Annotated in this window: 13 protein-coding genes; 7 read left to right on the top strand and 6 right to left on the bottom strand. The window is 40.6% G+C overall.

Annotation, left to right across the window (positions count from 1 at the left end; genetic code table 11):
• Positions 1–17 precede the first annotated feature (17 nt).
• The 3 genes from GTU69_RS09420 to GTU69_RS09410 are packed head-to-tail and all read right to left on the bottom strand — an operon-like array spanning position 18 to position 3,635.
• Positions 18–812: an enoyl-CoA hydratase/isomerase family protein gene (locus GTU69_RS09420; protein ID WP_166170018.1), complete on the bottom strand. Its 795-nt coding sequence runs from the start codon at positions 810–812 to the stop codon at positions 18–20.
• 12 nt (positions 813–824) lie between these two features.
• A complete protein-coding gene (locus GTU69_RS09415) occupies positions 825–2,426 on the bottom strand; it encodes a carboxyl transferase domain-containing protein (protein ID WP_166170017.1) in 1,602 nt (533 codons plus the stop codon).
• A gap of 36 nt (positions 2,427–2,462) precedes the next feature.
• Complete coding sequence (locus GTU69_RS09410) at positions 2,463–3,635, bottom strand: isovaleryl-CoA dehydrogenase (RefSeq protein WP_166170015.1); 1,173 nt, start codon at positions 3,633–3,635, stop codon at positions 2,463–2,465.
• Between the two features lie 148 nt (positions 3,636–3,783).
• On the opposite strand from GTU69_RS09410, the gene GTU69_RS09405 reads away from it, so the two are divergent.
• From GTU69_RS09405 to GTU69_RS09390, 4 genes are all read left to right on the top strand, one after another.
• Positions 3,784–4,419 (top strand): TetR/AcrR family transcriptional regulator, encoded by a 636-nt coding sequence (locus GTU69_RS09405; RefSeq protein ID WP_166170013.1) that lies wholly within the window; start codon positions 3,784–3,786, stop codon positions 4,417–4,419.
• A gap of 97 nt (positions 4,420–4,516) precedes the next feature.
• On the top strand, positions 4,517–6,205 hold the full coding sequence (locus GTU69_RS09400) for an AMP-binding protein (protein WP_166170011.1): 1,689 nt from the start codon (positions 4,517–4,519) through the stop codon (positions 6,203–6,205).
• Positions 6,206–6,591: 386 nt separating this feature from the next.
• Positions 6,592–7,092 carry a pyridoxamine 5'-phosphate oxidase family protein gene (locus GTU69_RS09395; RefSeq protein WP_166170009.1) on the top strand — a complete coding sequence of 167 codons (501 nt, stop codon included), beginning with the start codon at positions 6,592–6,594 and terminating at the stop codon, positions 7,090–7,092.
• A 719-nt stretch (positions 7,093–7,811) separates the two neighbouring features.
• Positions 7,812–9,002 (top strand): MFS transporter, encoded by a 1,191-nt coding sequence (locus GTU69_RS09390; protein WP_166170007.1) that lies wholly within the window; start codon positions 7,812–7,814, stop codon positions 9,000–9,002.
• 97 nt (positions 9,003–9,099) lie between these two features.
• Here the strand turns inward: GTU69_RS09390 and GTU69_RS09385 are convergent, their stop codons facing one another.
• The gene (locus GTU69_RS09385) at positions 9,100–10,533 is read right to left on the bottom strand and encodes a trehalose-6-phosphate synthase (protein WP_166170005.1); all 1,434 of its coding nucleotides are present in this window, start codon (positions 10,531–10,533) and stop codon (positions 9,100–9,102) included.
• Entirely contained in the window at positions 10,521–11,369 is an 849-nt protein-coding gene (gene otsB / locus GTU69_RS09380) for a trehalose-phosphatase (RefSeq protein ID WP_166170003.1), read from the bottom strand. The genes GTU69_RS09385 and otsB overlap by 13 nt, the downstream gene beginning before the upstream one ends.
• A gap of 718 nt (positions 11,370–12,087) precedes the next feature.
• Between otsB and GTU69_RS09375 the strand changes: the two genes are divergently transcribed.
• Positions 12,088–12,357, top strand: coding sequence for a hypothetical protein (locus GTU69_RS09375; protein ID WP_166170001.1), 270 nt, complete (start codon positions 12,088–12,090; stop codon positions 12,355–12,357).
• 62 nt (positions 12,358–12,419) lie between these two features.
• The gene (locus GTU69_RS09370; protein ID WP_166169999.1) at positions 12,420–12,758 is read left to right on the top strand and encodes a hypothetical protein; all 339 of its coding nucleotides are present in this window, start codon (positions 12,420–12,422) and stop codon (positions 12,756–12,758) included.
• A 154-nt stretch (positions 12,759–12,912) separates the two neighbouring features.
• Here the strand turns inward: GTU69_RS09370 and GTU69_RS09365 are convergent, their stop codons facing one another.
• Positions 12,913–13,353: a DUF2147 domain-containing protein gene (locus tag GTU69_RS09365; protein WP_166170094.1), complete on the bottom strand. Its 441-nt coding sequence runs from the start codon at positions 13,351–13,353 to the stop codon at positions 12,913–12,915.
• A gap of 582 nt (positions 13,354–13,935) precedes the next feature.
• Here GTU69_RS09365 and GTU69_RS09360 point away from each other — a divergent pair.
• The gene (locus GTU69_RS09360; RefSeq protein ID WP_166169997.1) at positions 13,936–16,128 is read left to right on the top strand and encodes an OsmC domain/YcaO domain-containing protein; all 2,193 of its coding nucleotides are present in this window, start codon (positions 13,936–13,938) and stop codon (positions 16,126–16,128) included.
• The last annotated feature ends 233 nt before the right edge of the window (positions 16,129–16,361 follow it).

The following is a 16,361-nucleotide window of genomic DNA, read 5'->3' as shown; positions in this document are numbered from 1 at the left end:
TAGGATCCTTCTTGTTGTTATGCCGTGGTCTTGATCCAGGCCGGGCTTTGTTTATTTAAAAATGCATTTAAGCCATTTTTCGCCTCATCTCCCTGGCGAACATGGGCAATATGCTGTGCTGTTTTAAGCAGTAAATCTTCGGTCAAAACCTGTTGGTCAACCAGTTGAATCAATTGCTTGGAGGCGGTTTGCGCAGCAGGACCACCGAGTAAAAGTGCTTCAACAATTTCATCAATTTTGCTGTCGAGCTGTTCTGGAGTAGTAACTTCATGCGCTAGTCCAATGGTTTTGGCCTGTTCAGCAGAAATCCGCTCTGCGGTCAGGAAATAACGTGAAGCCTGACGCGCACCAATCGCACGAATCACATAAGGGCTAATGGTGGAAGGGGCTAGTCCTAAACGTACTTCTGAAGTGGCAAATTTGGCATCGGTGCTTGCGATGCAGATATCACAGGCAGAAGCCAGTCCCATGCCACCGCCGAAAGCAATGCCATGTACACGGGCAATGGTTGGCTGTTTCAAGGTTGCTAGGCTTTGCAGCATTTTTGCCAGTTTGAGGGCATCGGCTTCATTGTCTGCCTGTGAAGCCTGACCGGCCTGTTTCATCCAGTTCAGATCAGCACCGGCAGAGAAGCTTTTGCCGCGTCCTGCCAAAATCACCACCCTAATATCATCGCGGGTATTGAGCGCTTGAAAGCAGGCATGTAGTTCTTCAATCACCTGGGTATTAAAAGCATTGTGCAGTTCGGCACGGTTAATCCAGACCGTAGCGACTTGATCCTGATGTTCGAGCTGTAAAAATTGATAGGTCATTTTTGTCACCTCTTACATGCGGAACACGCCGAATTTGGTTGGCTGGATTGGCGCATTCAAGGCTGCAGCCAGACTGAGGGCCAATACTTCACGCGATTGCGCCGGATCAATCACACCGTCATCCCATAAACGTGCAGACGCATAATAAGGATGGCCCTGGCGTTCGTATTGATCACGGATTGGCTGTTTAAACTGGTCTTCTTCTTCAGCTGACCAGCTGCCACCTTTTTGTTCAATTTGATCACGTTTTAAGGTTGACAGTACGCTCGATGCCTGTTCGCCGCCCATTACTGAAATACGCGAGTTTGGCCAGGTCCACATAAAGCGTGGCGAGTAGGCGCGTCCACACATACCGTAGTTACCTGCGCCAAAAGAACCGCCAATCACCAGGGTCAGTTTCGGCACATTGGCATTGGCCACCGCCATCACCAGCTTGGCACCATTTTTGGCGATGCCTTCATTTTCATACTGGCGGCCAACCATAAAGCCGGTAATATTTTGCAGGAAAATCAAAGGAATATTGCGCTGGGTACACAATTCAATAAAATGTGCACCTTTTTGAGCCGATTCGGAAAACAGAATACCGTTATTGGCGATAATCCCGACCGGCATCCCGTAGAGCTTGGCAAAACCGGTCACCAGGGTGGTGCCGAAACGTGCCTTGAACTCGTCAAAACGTGAGCCGTCGACAATGCGGGCAATCACTTCGCGGATATCAAACGGCTTGCGCGCATCACTTGGCACAATGCCGTATAGTTCTGAACTGTCAAACAGTGGCGCTTCAATTTCATCTGCGGTCTTGTTTGGCTTTTTGTTCAGGTTCGCCACGATATTGCGGGCAATCGCAATCGCATGTTCATCATTCTCCGCCAGATGATCGGCCACGCCAGACAAACGGGTGTGTACATCACCGCCACCCAAGTCCTCACTGGAAACGACTTCGCCAGTGGCCGCTTTGACCAGAGGAGGGCCACCGAGGAAAATGGTGCCCTGATTACGCACAATGATGGTTTCATCTGACATGGCAGGCACATAAGCACCACCTGCGGTACAGCTCCCCATCACCACAGCAATCTGGGCAATACCCTGACTGGACATACGTGCCTGATTGTAGAAGATACGGCCGAAGTGATCACGATCCGGGAACACTTCATCCTGTAAAGGCAGATAAGCACCGCCAGAATCGACCAGATAGATACATGGCAAATGGTTCTGTTCAGCAATTTCCTGAGCGCGTAAATGCTTTTTCACGGTCAATGGATAATAAGTCCCGCCTTTGACCGTAGCATCATTCGCCACGATCATGCAGGTCACACCATTCACTTGACCCACACCAGCCACGACACCCGCTGCAGGAACATCATCCTGATATACCTGATAGGCAGCTAGCTGACCAATTTCAATAAAAGCTGTACCTGGATCGATTAGGTGATCAATACGGTCTCTTGGTAATAATTTACCGCGAGCTAAATGTTTTTGGCGGGCAGCTTCACCGCCACCGAGGGCAATTTTTTCGACTTTTTGTTTAAGATCTTCTACCAGCGTTTGCATAGCCGCCTGGTTGTTCTTAAATTCTTCACTACGGATATTAATTTTGCTCTGTAATTGATTCATGCCGAACATCCTTGTTTATGTGCTTATGATTTATCTTTAGGCTGTTTCATTAAACAGTTCACGACCAATCAACATACGGCGAATTTCTGAAGTACCCGCGCCAATTTCATACAATTTGGCATCGCGCCATAAACGACCAGCAGCAAATTCGTTGATATAACCGCTTCCACCCAAGGTCTGAATGGTTTCACCTGCCATCCAGGTGGCTTTTTCAGCGGCATATAAAATGGCACTTGCAGCATCTTTACGTAAGCTACGGGTATGATCCGCTTTGTCACACTCTGCGCCTACCGCATAAACCAGTGCTTTACAAGCCAACCAGGTGGAATACATGTCGGCAATTTTGCCCTGCATCAACTGAAATTCACCAATGGCCTGACCAAACTGTTTACGGTCGTGGATATACGGGATCACGGTATCCATACAGGCATCCATAATGCCCAGTGGGCCGGCACTCAACACGGCACGCTCATAGTCCAGACCACTCATCAGCACTTTGGTGCCATTGCCAACGCCGCCCATGACGTTTTCTTTCGGGACTTTAACATTGTCAAAAAACAGCGGATAAGTATTGGAACCACGCATACCTAGTTTGTCCAAATGCGTGCCATGACTGAAACCTGGCATATTTTTCTCAACCAGAAATGCAGTCATGCCTTTGGCGCCGGCTTGCAAATCGGTTTTTGCATAGACCACCAATACATCGGCATCGCCACCATTGGTGATCCACATTTTTGAACCATTCAGCAGGTAATGATCGCCTTTATCTTCAGCTTTGAGTTTCATGCTAACGACATCCGAGCCGGCATTCGGTTCTGACATTGCCAAGGCGCCGACATATTCACCTGAAATCAGTTTAGGTAAATAACGCTGTTTCTGTTCTTCAGTGCCATTTCGATTAATTTGGTTCACACATAGGTTAGAATGTGCGCCATAGGACAAGCCAATGGATGCAGAAGCGCGGGAAATTTCCTGCATGGCAATGATGTGCGCCAGATAACCGAAATTTGAACCGCCATATTCTTCACTGACAGTTAGACCAAGCAGGCCCATCTCGCCAAATTTTTTCCAAAGGTGAGCCGGGAATTCATTGTCACGGTCGACCTGTTGGGCAATTGGGGCAATTTCCTTGGCGCAAAAAGCGGCCACTGAATCACGAAGCGCTATCAGAGTTTCATCCAAACCGAAATCCAAGCTTTGTAAATTCATTCTTCATCCATCCTGAGGTTATATTTGTTGTGTCCAAAAAAGCATTTTTGTTGTGCTTGTTTTTCTAACATACAACGAAAAAATAAAAAAGTGAACCAATATTCACAAAATGATTTAGAATTCATTTTATCTTGTTGAGAATAATATTATGAGTTATAAAAGATCATCACTGATGCAGGAACGAATGGAACAAAATCGCTTGTCGATTTTAAAATCTGCTCGTGAACTGATTACTCAGGGGGGCTTGAAAGAGGCATCGATTCAGGCGATTGCAGAGCGCGCAGGCGTTTCTACAGGCTTGGTATATCGATATTTCGAAAGCAAAAGCCAGATTTTGATTGAGGTTTTATCAGAAGCCATTCGGCTTGAAGTTGAAATTTTAAATCACATTGCTGCTTCAGATTTATTGCCAAAACAGAAACTGCAAAAATCTGTTACAACTTTTGTGAAGCGAGCCATGAACAGCCCCCAACTGGCTTATTCGCTGATGTTTGAACCGGTTGATCCGGAAATGGAACATGAGCGTTTTCGCAGTAAGCAGCTGCTCAAGCAGAGCATTAAGGAGATTTTGGCCGAAGGAAAGGTCAATGGAGAATTTGAATTTGAAGATTTGAATACGGCAGCGTTGGGTGTAGTTGGCGCTATGACCTTTGTCGTAATCGAACCTTTGAATCCGTCCCGTAATGTAATGTTTGATCAGAAGTATAAGGATCACTTTGTCAAACAGATTGCCGATTTTTGTGTTAACGCAGTACGTCGACAGGAGGAAAATCCAGCAGCATAAGCACACAAAAATAGGCACACAGACAAGGTCGTCGTGGTCATAAAACAATTAGTAAAGTTGAAAATCAGAATTACAAAGAATCAAGGAGATCGATTCAATGACACAAGTACGGTTAAGTTATGCCTATGGAACCAGCAGTCAACCCTTATTGGGCATGACCATTGGTGAAAAGTTTGATCAGGCATGCGAACAATATGCACATTCTGATGCAATAGTCAGTTTGCATCAGAATGTGCGTCTGACTTACCAGCAGTTGCAACAGCAAGTGAATGCTTTTGCTTGCAGTTTGCAGAAATTGGGTCTGGAAAAAGGTGACCGTCTGGCCATCTGGTCGCCTAACTGTGTGGAATGGACTATTACCCAGTTTGCAGCCTTTAAGGCGGGCATTATTCTAGTCAACCTGAATCCGGCCTATAAAAGCAATGAGCTGGAATATGTGCTGAACAAGGTTTCCTGTAAGGGATTGGTGATTGCATCGCAGTTTAAAACCACCGATTATCAGGAAATTTTGAGTAAAATTGCACCTGAGCTGAAGAATGCAGATACTAAACTACTCCGGGCAGAACGACTGCCGCATTTAAAGCATGTCATTAAAATTGATGATCAAGAATATAGTGGTCTACATTGTTTCCAGGACCTACTGGTTGAACCGAGCGAAAAAGCCTTAGAAAAATTACAGCAAGTTGCGAGTGAATTGCAGTTTGATGAAACCATTAATATCCAGTTCACTTCGGGTACGACTGGTAACCCGAAAGGCACCATGCTGACCCATAACAATATTTTAAATAACGGTTACTTTGTCGGCGAAGCGATTCATCTGGGTTCGGAAGACCGAGTCTGTATTTCGGTGCCATTGTTCCATTGTTTCGGTATGGTCATGGGCAATCTGGCCTGTATTACCCATGGGGCAGCCATGATTTATCCATCTGCGGTATTTAATCCACTAGAAAGTTTGAAAGCCATCCAGCAGGAAAAATGTACGGCGGCTTATGGTGTGCCAACCATGTTTATCGCCATTCTTGAGCATGAACAGTTTGATGAGTTTGACCTGTCCAGCTTGCGTACCGGGATTATGGCGGGTAGCCCATGTCCACAGGAAATCATGCAGCGTGTAATTGACCGGATGCATATGTCTGACATTACCATCTGCTATGGCATGACTGAAACCGCACCCGTCAGTGCGCAAAGCTCTACTTCGGACTCAATTGAACGGCGTGTTACCACAGTTGGCCGGGTTCATCCGCATCTGGAAGTGAAAATTGTCGATGAAGAGGGCAAGGTAGTTCCGCGTGGTCAATTGGGTGAACTGTGTGTACGTGGTTATTCCGTGATGCTGGGTTATTGGGAAGATCAGGACAAAACCCAGGAAGTCATTGATTGTGCACGCTGGATGCATACCGGTGATATTGCCGAAATGGATGATGAAGGTTTTGTCAAAATCAAGGGCCGAATCAAGGATGTGGTGATTCGTGGTGGTGAGAACCTGTTCCCGAAAGAAATTGAAGACTTCCTTTATACTCACCCGGCTGTTTCGGATGTACAGGTGATTGGTGTGCCAGATCCTCGATATGGTGAAGAACTGTGTGCCTGCATCATTCTGCATGAAAATGATCCATGTACTGAAGAAACAATCCGTCAGTATTGTCAGGAGCATATTTCGCATAACAAGGTGCCGCGCTATGTGCGTTTCTTCCATGAATTTCCGATGACGGCTTCAGGTAAGGCGCAGAAGTTCAAGTTACGTGAATTTATGCAGGAAGAACTGAACTTGAAAGAAATTGCATGATATGAACTGAATATTTTGATATTGATGTCTCCCTCTTTATTTCCTCAGTAGAAATAAAGAGGGGTATAGCTTTTAAGTCATTTGACTGCATATCCAACATTTATCTCTTCGAATTTAATATATACCTAACCTGCCTTATACAGGACAGCATGGTGAATGCATATTTTAACAATCAAAAAAATCATAGTATTACGTTCTTTCTAAACTGAAATGTAACAGAATTGGTCTTCGTTAATTCTTATGATCATTGCTAACAGCTTTTATTATGCAAATGTATAAAATCAGTGAGATAGGATATTAAAACTGGAAAATATAATTAATCTTGAACAGAAGTTAAGCACAAAATTAGAGAGTTTATTTATTAGGTCTATTGCAGGAGAATAATGATGACAGATAATCAAGATCGTGAAAAATTATGGGAACTGATTAAAGAGATACGATTTTCAATGATCAGTCATAGTACTGAATCCCAGGAAATCCATGCACAACCCATGACTATGCTTAATTCTGAACGTATGAATGAAAGCCAGAACCTTTACTTTATTTTGAAAAATACCAATGATCTGGTGAATGCGATTGAATCTGGACGTAATCAGATTGGACTGTCCTTCGCTAAACCTTCAGATAGCATTTATGTGTCAATTAGTGCACATGCACATATCAGTACAAATTCTGCCCTGATTGATGAACTGTGGAATTCATCGGCTGAAAACTGGTTCGAAGGAAGAGATGATCCGAGTGTACGGGTTCTGGTTGCTGAGGCCGTCAGTGCCGAGTATTGGAATGTCACCGACAATAAAATGACCCAACTGTTTAAGGTGATGAAAGGAAGTCTTACCGGTAAAACGGATGAGCCCCATGCAGAGCATAAAAAAATGAATCTGTAGAAGGTTAAGATTGTCTAATTGAAGATCACTATTCTAAAAATAAATAAAATCTTGAAGTTTAGAAACTGGCTCTGTAGCTTAAAACTATAGGGCTTTTTTATCGGGTCATCGAGATAGTTGAATGATCATTTTACTTTTCAAAGGAAAGTTGAAAGAGGGCCACTTCCTCATGAAAATGACTTGACAGGATTGCTGAAAAAACAAGCTAAAGGTAGCCTCATGCATTGAGGTAGAGGTTTGCTATGAAATTAAAACATTGAATCTTTGGCAGATTTCTTTAGTAAGTTGTATATCTTATAAAAATATCAATGAATAACCACTTTAAATTTGGCTTTTTCTCTAAATAATTGCCATAAAAATCTCCGATAAAAAAGATCAGATAAGCTTGAGAAAATTTTTATAATTATTTCAATGATATGATTATTTAGTAGAAATTTTAAGAACATAAAATATTGTTTTTTATTGATTTATTTTAAAATAATTGAAGTTTTATATTATTTTTTGTTCTTTTACCTAAAGAGATTAGATATTTACAGCAGTTACAAAATATTCTTTAAAATTCCTAAAAAATCGGCTTGATTTACTCTTTTTTTGTGTATAATTTCGCCAAATTAAAACCCTGGTTTAGTTATAGAAAATATCTATAATTGCCGGGGTTTTTCTCTGGAAATTATCCTGAAAGGGACGGCCAAAAACCTATTTCTTGTGGTGGCACACATATGTTTTTAACTAAAACAGCACATCTGGGTCATGCAACTCAGCACTCTGCACAGCGTTTATCTACATTACTGAGCTTCTTTAGTTTAGGTCTCAGTACTGCAGCATGGGCTCCGCTGATTCCCTACGCACAGCAGCGACTTCATCTGAATCATGCCGATTTTGGTACTTTATTGCTGTGTATCGGTGCGGGTTCCATGCTGGCAATGCCTGCAACAGGTTTACTGATCCAGAAAGTGGGGTGTCGTGCCATTATTTCCGTAGCCGTTTTATTGTTGCTCATGGTTTTACCCACTTTTGCCTTAACCAGTAGTATTTTGATCATGGCCGTTGCTTTGTTCCTGTTTGGTACAGCTGCGGGTAGCCTGGGTGTGGCAATTAATTTACAAGCTGTGATTGTGGAAAAAAACAGTGCCAAAAGTATGATGTCGCAGTTTCATGGCATGTGCAGTTTAGGTGGTCTGGCCGGAGTCATGACTGTTACTGCCTTACTTGCAGCGGGTGTGAGCCCATTGATGAGTGCTTTGGCAATTTGTCTTTTATTGGTGGTTTTGAGCCTAATTGCTGTGACTAACAGTTTAGCGGTCATTGAAAAGGAAGCAAAAACTGATACTACTGAAGTTGAAAGCAAGACCAAAAAATTCCCCAGTCCGTTAATCATTTTAATGGGTCTGGTGTGTTTTATTGCTTTTCTTTCAGAAGGTTCGGCAATGGATTGGAGCGGAATTTATCTGATCAATGAATACGGCGTAAAACCTGCTTTAGCTGGTCTGGCGTATACCTGCTTTGCAATTGCCATGACTTCGGGGCGTTTTGCAGGTCATTATTTAATTAAGGCTCTGGGTGAAAAAAATATCATCATCTACAGTGCAGTTTGTGCAGCGCTTGGACTGTTTACGGTGGTGGTTGCTCCACACTGGATTGTGGTTTTATTAGGCTATGCTTTACTGGGCTTGGGTTGTTCGAATATTGTTCCGGTGATGTTTTCACGTGTGGGCCGTCAAAGTGTCATGTCTAAAGCAGCCGCATTGTCATGTGTCTCTACCATGGCATATACGGGCTCTTTATTGGGACCTGCTTTGGTTGGGATTAGCAGTGAAATGATGGGCTTGTCTGTCGTCTTTGGGTTTATTGCGACTTTGCTTTTAACCATTGCTTTTTTAAACCGTTTTACTCAAGTCAAAACTTCTTAATATCTTGATTTAATTTATTAAAATAGAATGAGCATATCCAAAAGTTGATATGCTCGTTTTTTATGACTAGAAAATATAAAATTTTTGTTTTAAATACTTAATAATTCACAATTTTCTGACAGGCTTTTTTAGTGAATGAGGGAAGGATATTCACTTTTTCAACGCCTTTCAGATCGGCTAAAAATGCATTACGCCAGTCATTGATATCAAAACTTTTTAAGCCATTCATTAATTGCTGATAACGTTCCAAACGTTCCGATTTTGCCATGGTTAAGGCTTTTTTTAATGCATGAATCATGCTGCTGCAATTTTCAGGATCGACCATTAATGCTTCAGACATCTGTGCTGCTGCACCGGTATATTTTGAAAGAATCAGTACTCCCGGATTTTCCGGGTCCTGGGCCGCGATAAACTCTTTGGCCACCAGATTCATCCCGTCACGCAAAGAATTTACCCAGCAAATATTGGCCTGCCGATAAATTTTCATTAATACATCATGTGAAATGGTGGCATGGGTACAGTTGATCGGTAACCAGTCATCTTGGGAAAACTCCTGATTAATCAAATCCACCTTGGACTGTAAATGTTCGAATAAATCTTTATACGCGGCAATTTCCATACGGCAGGGACAGGCAATCTGTATGTCGGTAAGATGCTTATGATATTCAGGATTGCTCTGTAAAAATGTTTCCAGGGCATTAAACCGTTCGATTAACCCTTTGGAATAATCAATGCGATCAACGCTAATAATGGTTTGCTGATCACTAAGACTCTCAAATTCAAATATAGTGGAAGTATTTTCATCTTTTTGCTCGGCGACTTTTTGTATCAGTTCGGGGTTAACCCCAATCGGATAACATTGCACAGTGACCTGATGATGATTAAAGCTCAACATGTGAGTATTGATAGGCTGAGTAGCCAGGTAATGACTGCACACTTGCATACATTGCTGCTGGTCATGTTCAGTTTGTAAACCCACAACATCATACTGGCAAAGGTCTTGAATCAATGAAAGTGCAGTAGGAATTAAATTCCAGATCTTTAGGCCAGCAAAGGGAATATGCAGGAAAAATCCAATTCTATTTTTCATGCCCATTTCCCGACAATAACGCGCCACACTTAAAAAGTGGTAATCATGTACCCAGATCAAATCGTCTGGCTCGGCCATTTGTTTGAGCTGTCTGGCAAATAGCTGATTAACCTGTTGATAGGTGGTGTATTGTTGAGCCTGGTATTCAATTAAATCGGCGCGATCATGCATTGCCGGCCATAAAGTATTATTGGCAAAACCACAGTAATAATTTTGGTACTGTTCTTCGGTTAAAGGACATGTAACGTATTCCACACCTTTATATTCGGTTTGATTGAAGTGCGGCTCTTGATGATTGGCGATTTTTTCACCATTCCAACCCAGCCAGATTCCACCAATATCAGCAAGTACATCTTGCAATGCCACAGCTAATCCCCCAGCAGTAGATTTATCGGGATTGGGTAAACTGACACGGTTCGATAATACGATTAATCTAGACATGCTTTTTCTCCCTCTGATACTTGAGACAGTCTCAAACAATGGGCTTCTAAGAATTGTGAAAATAAATCAAGAAAATCAGTAACATCTTCAACATTTTTTAGTCGGTAATGCGCCTGAGTAGGTTCTGGTCCAACTTTTATACTGATACCTTCTAACTGATTGATAACTTTGAAGCCAGACTCGTCGGTTTTGTCATCCCCAATGAAAATAGCGAATACATCATTAAGATTTAAATACTCCAACATCGTTTGAATCGCTTGTCCCTTATCTGCCTGTTGAGGGAGCAATTCAAATACATATTTCCCTTCATTTATTTTCAGTTCTGGGTAGGTTTCTAGAACTTCTTTAGCAATTTGTTTTGCAATATCAGCAAGTTCAGGATGTTGACGATAATGTATAGCAACAGAATAGGTTTTGTTTTCAATCAACAATTGAGGATAGGGCTGACAGCGTTTTAGAATATCGTCTTGTAATGAAGAAAAATGAATTGCATTTGTAGCAATACTGAATTGAGTGTCGTCATCGATTTTTATTTCCAGGCCATGCGTACCCGCTATGGGCATTTTTAAAGGAAACAGGAGTTTTGAGGCAACCTTGACTGAACGACCCGTGAGAAAGATGATCGAAACATTCAAATGACTTAATTGCTGTAAAGTATTTAAGGTGGTGAATGAAATAAAACTTTGAGAGGGATCAGGATGAAATTCTGAGATTGTTCCATCAATATCCAGAAATAAACAATACTTTTTATCCCGGGATAAATAAGGAATTATAAACTGTAACAAGTTATGAGCGTAATGTTGAGAGGGGTGAGAATAAGAAATTGAGCCACACATATTTACTGTCTATTAATTATTTGATTAACTCATAAATATCATTAAAAAAATAATTAAGGGATAAAAATATTATTAAAGCTACATAAAATAAATAAATTTTACATAATTTATGCTTATTTTATTTTTATCTAATTTGAAATATGTGCCTGAGTGAGATTAAAAAAATATAGATTTTAAGGTGTTAAAATGTAGATCAAGTCTTATTCCAAGTATTTTCTTACATTTAAAATCCGATAAAAATCCGATAAAAATCCTTGAAAAATTAGCCAAAAAATAAATTTTAATTATTGATATTTAATGAATATATAGTTAAAAAATAAGGTATTAGAATTTATAATTAAATATTGTTGCATAACATGGTTACATTTTATATAACTTTGATCACACGAATGTACGTTGACGTATATTTGTCACAATTCAAGTGGATATTCACTTGGAGTATTTAGTCGGCATGATCTTGAAATAATATTTAAAAATATTAACAATCTTATATTATTGATTATATTTTTGAATTAAAAATTATTATCCTTTTTAAGGAGGAAGTATAATCATTATTGTTATCGATTATCCTTGTGAGCAAAAAATGATTTATTAATTTTTTAAATTTATAGAAATTTTAACCATGATTACTTTATAAAAAATATTGTGATAGGATTTATAGAATTTAATTTGTAATTTGGTTAAATCAATCTAAACATATTTATATAGGCGGATAAGCATGAATATGCAAAATGAATTATGTAGTCTGGAACAAATTTATAATTTTTTACTTATGCGTCCTTATTTTCATAAGAACACCCAGTTCGAGAAGTTAAAAGAATTTTTTTATGAAATCCATGAAATGAATGGCGGTTTTTTTGAAGTTAAAAATTCTTATAGCTTTTTGGGGACATTTAACGGTAAGCAAAAGGTCATAGATTCTACCCATTCTCCTAATTTTCTTGATAAAAAAGTATTCTTGGAATGGGTAATCAGACAGATAAATTAACGATGAGATAAAAGCATATTTTATGCTCTGTACCTTTTAGAAATATGATGGATGGAATCAACATGATCAAGAAACATATATGCTTTGTAGTAATGGCACTATTGGGGTTAGGGGGATGTCAAACTTATAGTATGGATAAAATGCCTTTGATTGCGATAACAAAATCATTAGGAACCAAACAGTGTTCGGGAGTCAATGCCGATGATCAGCTTCATCAACTTAAACATGAATTAGAACAGGCAAATATTAAAGTTTTTGCTGCTGAAATAGGTACAGATCAAATGTCACATATTGCTTTATGTGGGGCAGACGACGGTAAAATCGCGATTTTCAAAATCAGACAAGAGTCAGTCATTAGTGCTGAGAACATGGGTTATAAACTAAAAATAACGGATGAATAATGATTACCGGTTTAATTTTATTGAAATTACAAGTCAACAATCTGGGGGAAAGATCAGAGTACAGCTCCTAGTAGAGCTATTTCAGAAGGAATGTGTGATTTGCAATTAAAAGTGACTGATTAAAGTCACTTTTAATTGATTCAATCTGATGATGTTAATGGATACGTACCCAAGTCTGGCTTCGACCAAGGGCGGATATACCAATGTAGCCTCGACCATTTAAAGTTTTGCCATCTTCAGAGAGTTTGGCATTAAAGCTATAAGTTTTACCATTTTTAGGATCGGTAATTTTTCCGCCATCATAGCTATTGTTCCCGGCCTTTTTCAGGCCAGATACGATCTGTATGCCTTGAAGCTGTTTATTATAAAATTTACCCTTACACTTGGTACATTTTTCTCCTTCAGTGCCTTCCAATACATCTACAATCTTTGCTGAAAGCACACCCTTGGATGTTTCAGTAAATTGAACCACAGATAAGGGTTTCTTGGTCACATCATCAATCGTTTTCCATTTGCTCCCATGTAAGGGGTCGGCAGCCAGAGCCAGTGTGGAAACCAAAGACAGTCCGATTATGCTTAGCGTTGTTTTTATCATCATTTGACCTCAACTGATTTGAGTAAACCTTTTTTGTAGAAATGCTTGAAGTCGTAGTTCGAATTCAGACTTCAACAGGCACAAAATGCAGGTTTGCAGTTTGTAGCTAAAATCTTATTGAAAGATTTAGTATCTATTGTGGAAATTTTTATGAGCTTATGTGTGGAACCCTTTAATTGGATGTAATTTTTATTTTATTTTTCTACATAATTTGATTGAAATTTACTTTATTTCACAATTCATGATGAAGCTCCACATGATGTCTAGTCGTGACTTATACCTGAGTAAGAGCTACATATTTAGTAAAGTGTCTGGAAATATTGTCTTGATAGTGCCAGATCTAAGTTGTCCTATTTTAAGCATTTCTCATCAATAGGCGAGAACAGCAGACAAAAGTTATCAATCAGGCAAAATCCCTCTATAATACCGTCCATCATTTCTAGGGTCAGTCGTTTGCTTTGTTATACGAATGACGCTAGTCACACTATTTTTTAAGTCAGTTTCTTATCTGTAATTCGGCTTATATTTTATTTTCTGATTTTTATGTGTTGCACTGACACATAAGAATATTTAGGTGCCCGCATGGAAATTAAGGTCAATTATCTTGACAACCTTCGACAAGAAGCCAAGTTCGATGATTTCACGGTAATCGCCGATCAACCCATCCGCTATAAAGGTGACGGTTCAGCGCCGGGTCCCTTCGACTATTTTCTCGCATCATCTGCATTATGTGCCGCTTACTTTGTAAAGGTGTACTGTGCAGCGCGTGACATTCCAACCGATAATATCCGTTTGTCGCAAAACAATATTGTCGACCCGGAAAACCGTTACAAGCAGATTTTTAAAATTCAGGTTGAATTACCGGCTGATATTTCCGAAAAAGACCGCCAGGGTATTTTGCGCTCCATTGATCGCTGTACGGTAAAGAAAGTGATTCAAACTGGTCCGGAATTCGTGATCGAAGAAGTGGAAAGTATTGATGCCGATGCTCAAGCTTTGCTGATGCCGAGCTTGACTTCGGAAAGCAGTACTTATATTCCGGGTAAAGACCTGCCATTAGAAGAAACCATCGCCAATATGTCCGGCATTATGGCGAACCTGGGCATGAAGATTGAAATCGCATCATGGCGCAACATTGTACCGAATGTCTGGTCTTTACATATTCGTGATGCCCAATCGCCGATGTGCTTTACCAACGGTAAAGGTTCGACCAAAGAAAGTGCTTTGGCTTCAGCTTTAGGTGAATTTATTGAACGTTTGAACTGTAATTTCTTCTATAACGACCAGTTCTGGGGGCAAGAAATTGCCAATGCTGAATTTGTGCATTACCCGGATGAAAAATGGTTCCAGCCAGGTCCAAATGGGGAATTGCCAAAAGAAATTCTGGATGAATATACTTTAGAAATTTATAACCCTGAAGATGAACTGCTGGGCACACATTTGTATGATACCAACTCGGGCAATACTGCGCGCGGAATCTGTTCATTGCCATTTGTGCGTCATTCTGATGGTGAAACAGTTTATTTCCCATCCAACCTGATTGAAAACCTGTATCTTTCCAATGGTATGAGTGCGGGGAATACCTTGGACGAAGCCCAGGTCCAGTGTTTATCTGAAATTTTTGAACGTGCCGTTAAACGCGAAATTTTAGAAGGTGAGCTTGCACTTCCGGATGTGCCTGAACATGTACTGGCAAAATATCCAAAAATTGTTGAAGGGATCAAAGGTCTGGAAGAGCAAGGCTTCCCGGTACTGGTTAAAGATGCATCTTTAGGCGGCCAGTATCCGGTGATGTGTGTGACCTTGATGAACCCGCGTACGGGTGGTGTATTTGCCTCTTTTGGTGCACATCCGAACTTTGAAGTCGCTTTGGAGCGGAGTTTGACTGAACTGCTACAAGGTCGTAGTTTTGAAGGCTTGAATGATCTGCCTAAACCAACCTTCAGCAGTAACGCGGTAACCGAGCCGAATAACTTTGTCGAGCACTTTATTGATTCCAGCGGTGTAGTGTCATGGCGTTTCTTTAGTGCCCAGTCTGACTACGCGTTTGTAGAGTGGGACTTTACTAACCAAGGTCAAAACTCCAATGCTGAAGAAGCGGCAATGTTGTTCGGCATTCTGGAAGATATGGGCAAGGAAGTATACATGGCTGTGTACGAGCATTTAGGTGCAACCGCTTGCCGTATTTTAGTACCGGGTTATTCGGAAATTTATCTGGTTGAAGATTTAATCTGGGATAACACCAACAAAGCCTTATTGTTCCGTGAAGATATCCTGAACTTGCATCGTCTGGATGAAGACCAGCTGGTTGCTTTGGTTGAACGTCTGGAAGAAGTTGAAGTAGATGATTACACTGAAATTAGTACCTTGATTGGGATCGAGTTTGACGACAATACGGTTTGGGGACAGCTCACCATTCTGGAATTAAAACTATTGATTTATATTGCATTGCAAGAGTTTGAAGAAGCCAAAGAATTGGTGGAAACTTTCCTGCAATACAATACCAACACAGTCGAGCGTGGCTTATTCTATCAGTGCATGAATGTGGTTCTAGAAGTCGAACTTGACGATGACATGGACCTGAATGATTACGAAACCAATTTCCGCCGTATGTTTGGTGATGAGCGTATGGATGCGGTGATCGGTTCGATGGACGGCAGTATCCGTTTCTATGGTTTAACTGAAACCAGCATGAAGCTTGAAGGTTTGGACCGTCATTTACGTCTGATCGATAGCTACAAAAAACTGCATGCAGCACGGGGCAAAACTTTGTAAAAGTAAACTCTTATTGAGGAGGACTCAGGTTTTCCTCTGATGCGAATATAAGCAAAAAACGGCTTGTTCATAATGAATAAGCCGTTTTTTATTTTGAAACCCGCTTCAATTATTTCCTGATGTTTTTTTTAAATTAACTTTTATGAGGTAGAGAGGTGTAGATGATCATTGGTAGTATTCTAGGTCTCTAACAAAATATTTATCCTTTGGGTTGATTTCAGGTCATCATAAGC

Source organism: Acinetobacter sp. SA01, from assembly GCF_011319235.1.
In the GTDB taxonomy this organism is placed as follows: domain Bacteria; phylum Pseudomonadota; class Gammaproteobacteria; order Pseudomonadales; family Moraxellaceae; genus Acinetobacter.
This window is presented reverse-complemented; position numbering and strand designations above follow the sequence as displayed.

Bases quoted from the DNA above. Each gene is read 5' to 3' on its own strand.
- GTU69_RS09420 (WP_166170018.1), bottom strand. From the start codon at position 812: ATGACCTATCAATTTTTACAGCTCGAACATCAGGATCAAGTCGCTACG.
- GTU69_RS09415 (WP_166170017.1), bottom strand. From the start codon at position 2,426: ATGAATCAATTACAGAGCAAAATTAATATCCGTAGTGAAGAATTTAAG.
- GTU69_RS09410 (WP_166170015.1), bottom strand. From the start codon at position 3,635: ATGAATTTACAAAGCTTGGATTTCGGTTTGGATGAAACTCTGATAGCG.
- GTU69_RS09405 (WP_166170013.1), top strand. From the start codon at position 3,784: ATGAGTTATAAAAGATCATCACTGATGCAGGAACGAATGGAACAAAAT.
- GTU69_RS09400 (WP_166170011.1), top strand. From the start codon at position 4,517: ATGACACAAGTACGGTTAAGTTATGCCTATGGAACCAGCAGTCAACCC.
- GTU69_RS09395 (WP_166170009.1), top strand. From the start codon at position 6,592: ATGACAGATAATCAAGATCGTGAAAAATTATGGGAACTGATTAAAGAG.
- GTU69_RS09390 (WP_166170007.1), top strand. From the start codon at position 7,812: ATGTTTTTAACTAAAACAGCACATCTGGGTCATGCAACTCAGCACTCT.
- GTU69_RS09385 (WP_166170005.1), bottom strand. From the start codon at position 10,533: ATGTCTAGATTAATCGTATTATCGAACCGTGTCAGTTTACCCAATCCC.
- otsB (WP_166170003.1), bottom strand. From the start codon at position 11,369: ATGTGTGGCTCAATTTCTTATTCTCACCCCTCTCAACATTACGCTCAT.
- GTU69_RS09375 (WP_166170001.1), top strand. From the start codon at position 12,088: ATGAATATGCAAAATGAATTATGTAGTCTGGAACAAATTTATAATTTT.
- GTU69_RS09370 (WP_166169999.1), top strand. From the start codon at position 12,420: ATGATCAAGAAACATATATGCTTTGTAGTAATGGCACTATTGGGGTTA.
- GTU69_RS09365 (WP_166170094.1), bottom strand. From the start codon at position 13,353: ATGATAAAAACAACGCTAAGCATAATCGGACTGTCTTTGGTTTCCACA.
- GTU69_RS09360 (WP_166169997.1), top strand. From the start codon at position 13,936: ATGGAAATTAAGGTCAATTATCTTGACAACCTTCGACAAGAAGCCAAG.